This is a genomic window from Streptococcus chosunensis, from assembly GCF_003626515.1.
GTDB classification, from domain to species: domain Bacteria; phylum Bacillota; class Bacilli; order Lactobacillales; family Streptococcaceae; genus Streptococcus; species Streptococcus chosunensis.
Genome location: NZ_RBCK01000006.1, coordinates 1 through 4,233, shown reverse-complemented (window position 1 = coordinate 4,233; position 4,233 = coordinate 1). Strand labels below are relative to the sequence as shown.

The window sequence follows — 4,233 nt, the reverse complement described above, 5'->3', positions numbered from 1 at the left end:
TGACCTCTACAATTTACACTACTTGAAAAATTCGGTGTGTGACTCATGCAATCAATTTTTTTATTATTTAACTTTTTCTTTTTCCTTTCTTTAATTCTTTTTTTCTTTTTTTAAAGTTAAATTTTTTAAAATTCTATTTTTTTGCTAACTAAAAAACCTAGCTTGTTAGCTACGTTTTTTCCTCTTCTTTTTAATTTAAAATTACAATTCTAATTTTTTTCTTCTTTTATTTTTTAAATTTCTATTTTCCTCTTAACTCTCAATACTCCACATCAATCAATATTCTCTAATACTATTATGCCATTTTTTTCAAAATAAAAAAATCAGAAATCAAAAAAACTAAATCGTGATTTTTACGAGATAATCTCATTCTGAATGAGATAATTGTTTATACATCCATCGTTGATGTCTGTATAAACAATTATCACTCATCGAAAAGCCTTTGGTCGGCTTTCCTCTCTCGTTCCTGTCGCACGAATGCGTGCGATTGCCTGCGCTTCGCGATTGCAGGCAAGAAAAAAGAGAGTGCCGAAACACTCCTTTTTTAAGCTCTATATTCTTCAAAAAATTCTATATAAGAAAAATCGTCATTCGTTAATTCTGCCAACTTCATTTTATAAAACATTTTTTCCTTTTCATAAAACCAATTCTCATATATATAATCTGGATCTATTTCTTCTTTTAGTTTCAAAGCTAGCAACAAATCTTTGTTATTGTTCTTTTCTTCACTGGACTCCATTCCTCTCTGCATCCCCCATCCTAACGTCACAAGATGTTCAACTAAGGACTGCTTTTCATCATTAATCAACAAAGAATTTTGCCATTCTTTAAAATCTTCAAAATCAAGAATCTCTTCTTTTTGTATATACTCAACTTTCTCCAAATTCAAAAAGATTTGTTTTGCTTCAGCAGTTTTCAGAAAATCATAATTCTCTTCAATCTCATTCATCCATGTTCCCATTTTTCTATACCTCATTTTCACTTTCTTCACGGTTTACCGTCATGCCTTTGAGCCAGTTGTTTAGCTCTTTGTCTAGTTCCTCAATGCTTTCGGAAAAGCTCGCCTTTAGATGGTTTGTAAGTTCATCATCCTTAGCTAATTGCTTCATTAACTTCCTATACTTCTTTCGTGTTCTGTCAGATAGTTCACTAATTAAATAAGGTTCAGCAATCAATCCACTAAGCATTACTTTATCTGTAACCTTCATATCAACTGGTAGATAATGCAAGGAGTAAAATGAGTCAAGGGCTTTATATACCACGTTTACCCATTCGCTAGCCTTACCTCTACGGAGTTGCATTTCCAATCTCCACCACGTTTCAACACCTTCTGGGACAACCTCTTTTTTCTTCATCCGTTCCAGATACTTGTTATACATCCTAATTTGTCGCTCTGAAGACCTAGCGCCCCAGTATGCTGTTTCTAACGCTCCACCTAATCCATAATAAGGGCGGAATGATACGGCATCAGCCAATCTATATTGACTAATATAGTCATCTGGTAGCCCTATAATATCGCAAGCCACATCGGCACGCGAGAAATGAGGTTCTTCAAACATCATTGTTATAAAGCTTTTTAGGTCTATCTTTAAAAGTTCTTGGATTTTGTTAGGGTTGAAATCTATCCGCCCTTTTTCTCTGCCAGTTTCTTTATCAAGAAACGGCAAAACTTCAACATAGGCTATATTCTCGCCGTATCTATCGATTAAGCTCCACCCTGCTCCAGCTTTCTTTGCCCCCTCTTCTCTAGCGAGAATAGGCATTGCCTGGGCTAGTGTGAAATCTTCGCCAGCCGTATAGATGACCTCGCCATCTTCGGTAAAAATCGTATGGTCGAAATTAAATTTCTTCAGAAATCCGACTATCGTTATTCGGTCTATGGACCAGTCTAGTTTACATGAGAGGGGTAAACTTTGCACCTTTAACCGCCTGTTAGAAGGGGCGGTTATTTTTTCAAGAGAATTTATGACCTTTTTTCTCTCGCCATAATCTCTTTTTTCAACTCCATCATCTGTTACACAAATAGCATTTTCGTGCAACGATAATTGATTTTTCTCTTCGTTCATGCTATAATAATTACAACAAAATTTTGTAAAACACATCATCTGAAAAGCCGAGTTCCAGCTCTGCTTTTCTTTTTTTATTTTGTTGACCTTTCTAAAATTATTTTAATAACCTCAAATAATCACTTTTTGAACTAATCACATGGGTAATATAAACTATTTGGCTTTCTTCTTTTACCACAAATAGAATAATGTACTTTTTACAAAGAACAGCTTGTGTTGGATATTTCTTATTTAATTTTCTTTCTATCCTCTCATCAAAATTATACCCTCCTGGCATAAAAGAAAGAGACTCTATTTTTTCAATTATTTCAGAAATAACTCTTTTAGCCACATCAATATCTGAAGTGGTTGCCAAAAAGTCAAGTATGTCATCTAAGTCTTTGAGACTTTGCGGAGAGTATTGAATATTATAATTCATATCTTTTCACTAAATCCTCTTTTGTAAAATAGATCCCTTTCTCCATATCTGCAACACTTTGATTGATTTCAGCCTGAAGTTTTTTAAAAAGCATTTCTTTTTCCAACTCATCAGCAGAAGGTAAATTTACATCTTCTTCCACCGCTACTGTTTTCAAAAATAAACTCAATCCTTTAGATAAGCTATAACCTTTTTTTCTAAAAACTTTCGTTGCTTCATCAACAATATCAGGTTCTGTTTTAAAAGATACATTTCGTAAAGCTACTGTATTCATATCATTTCTCCTATCGTTTTATTTACACTTGTATTTTACACTAATAGAACTAGTTTTGCAACTGTAACCCTCGCTTTTTATTCCATGGTCATCTTGTCAGCAAGAAACCAGTAACGACGTACTTTGTCCGTGTCCGTTCCGAAAGCTAAAGCCTTCGGCTCGGCACGTTCCAGCATACTTTGTTACTGCTTGCAAACAAGACGCTTTCACGGCATAAACCGCTCTGCTTACACAAAAAAATCCCACCTCGTCAGAAGTGGGATATCACTAATATCTTAATTTTTCAATTTTCATCATTATTGTATAGATAGCTCTGAGCTATCACGTTTATTCTATTATGCCCGAGAGACTGACTGGCGATTTTCATCGCCACTTTATCAAACACCTCTCCAGCTCGGTCTTTTCTCATCACATATCTCTCTTTTGGAGGTATGTCTTTTTCCTTTCTTGCATAGAAGGAGTAGATACGTTTTGCGTATATCCCTCTGTAATAGTGATTATCATAATGTGGCGATAGTTTGGGAAACAATCGCCCTTTTTTTGATTGAATGAACTCAACTATCATCTTTGTTTCTGCTTCACTAACACCCATGATTTCAGCAACTCTAGGCTTACCATTCTTAGTCCCATTGACTACATTTAGATAAGCTCTACCATCTTTGAAAAATAAAGATTCTGCTTCAATTTGTAGCATTTCTTTTCTTCTCAACCCTGTAGCGCTCGTGAACTGGCTTAGTTTACGTTCCAACTCATCAGAGATATGTTTATCTCGTTCTACTGAAAATCTAGACCTTTGAACGTCTGCACGTCTACGGATTGGCGTAGCGATGAACTGCGTTGCATCAGTTCTAAAAACTTTTGACAAAGCAGCCTTTGCAGTAGCAATTGAATAAGCTGAACGATTCTGATCAATAAGATACTGTAAGTAACTATCGACTAAAGTTCTAGCTTCATCAATTGAACGAACATCTGGATTTGTTTCTTTTACCCAATCAGAGAAATATCTAAATTGGTTTTTGTAAGTGACATAGCTTTGTTTAGAGTAAATTCTGTTTTTAGTTTCGCCCCTCACTTTATCAAGTGAGCGACTGCGACCAAACCCAGCTCTCAACATCTCCATTAAACGCTCTTGACCAATTTGTCTAAAAGTTGGAACTTTACTTTCCTTTTCTTTCTTCAATCGACGCTGTTTCGCCCAGCGACTTTGCTTTCTCTCACTCGCCATATTGACCCCTTTCTAGATAGATAGGATATTTCCCCCATCATGTAAATCTGTTCAAACTAAAACGCGTGGTAGTCCGTTCGCCTACCTCCTAGCAACTTTTTTGATAAACCTGTCTATGCTATGACAGAAATCAGCAACTTTTAATAGGTCTAAGCCATGACCTCTACAATTTACACTACTTGAAAAATTCGGTGTGTGACTCATGCAATCAATTTTTTTATTATTTAACTTTTTCTTTTTCCTTTCTTTA

General features: G+C 35.3%; 5 protein-coding genes. All 5 read right to left on the bottom strand.

Annotated features, from left to right (window positions below):
• Positions 1-544: 544 nt before the first annotated feature.
• Entirely contained in the window at positions 545-961 is a 417-nt protein-coding gene (locus D7D54_RS09250; protein ID WP_142924782.1) for a hypothetical protein, read from the bottom strand.
• A gap of 4 nt (positions 962-965) precedes the next feature.
• Positions 966-2,066 (bottom strand): replication initiation factor domain-containing protein, encoded by a 1,101-nt coding sequence (locus tag D7D54_RS09245; protein ID WP_244193457.1) that lies wholly within the window; start codon positions 2,064-2,066, stop codon positions 966-968.
• A gap of 97 nt (positions 2,067-2,163) precedes the next feature.
• Complete coding sequence (locus D7D54_RS09240) at positions 2,164-2,484, bottom strand: type II toxin-antitoxin system RelE/ParE family toxin (RefSeq protein ID WP_120719278.1); 321 nt, start codon at positions 2,482-2,484, stop codon at positions 2,164-2,166.
• A complete protein-coding gene (gene relB, locus D7D54_RS09235) occupies positions 2,474-2,758 on the bottom strand; it encodes a type II toxin-antitoxin system RelB/ParD family antitoxin (protein ID WP_120719277.1) in 285 nt (94 codons plus the stop codon). Before relB ends, D7D54_RS09240 begins: the two co-directional genes overlap by 11 nt.
• 283 nt (positions 2,759-3,041) lie before the next feature.
• The gene (locus D7D54_RS09230; RefSeq protein ID WP_120719276.1) at positions 3,042-3,983 is read right to left on the bottom strand and encodes an integrase domain-containing protein; all 942 of its coding nucleotides are present in this window, start codon (positions 3,981-3,983) and stop codon (positions 3,042-3,044) included.
• Positions 3,984-4,233: the final 250 nt, after the last annotated feature.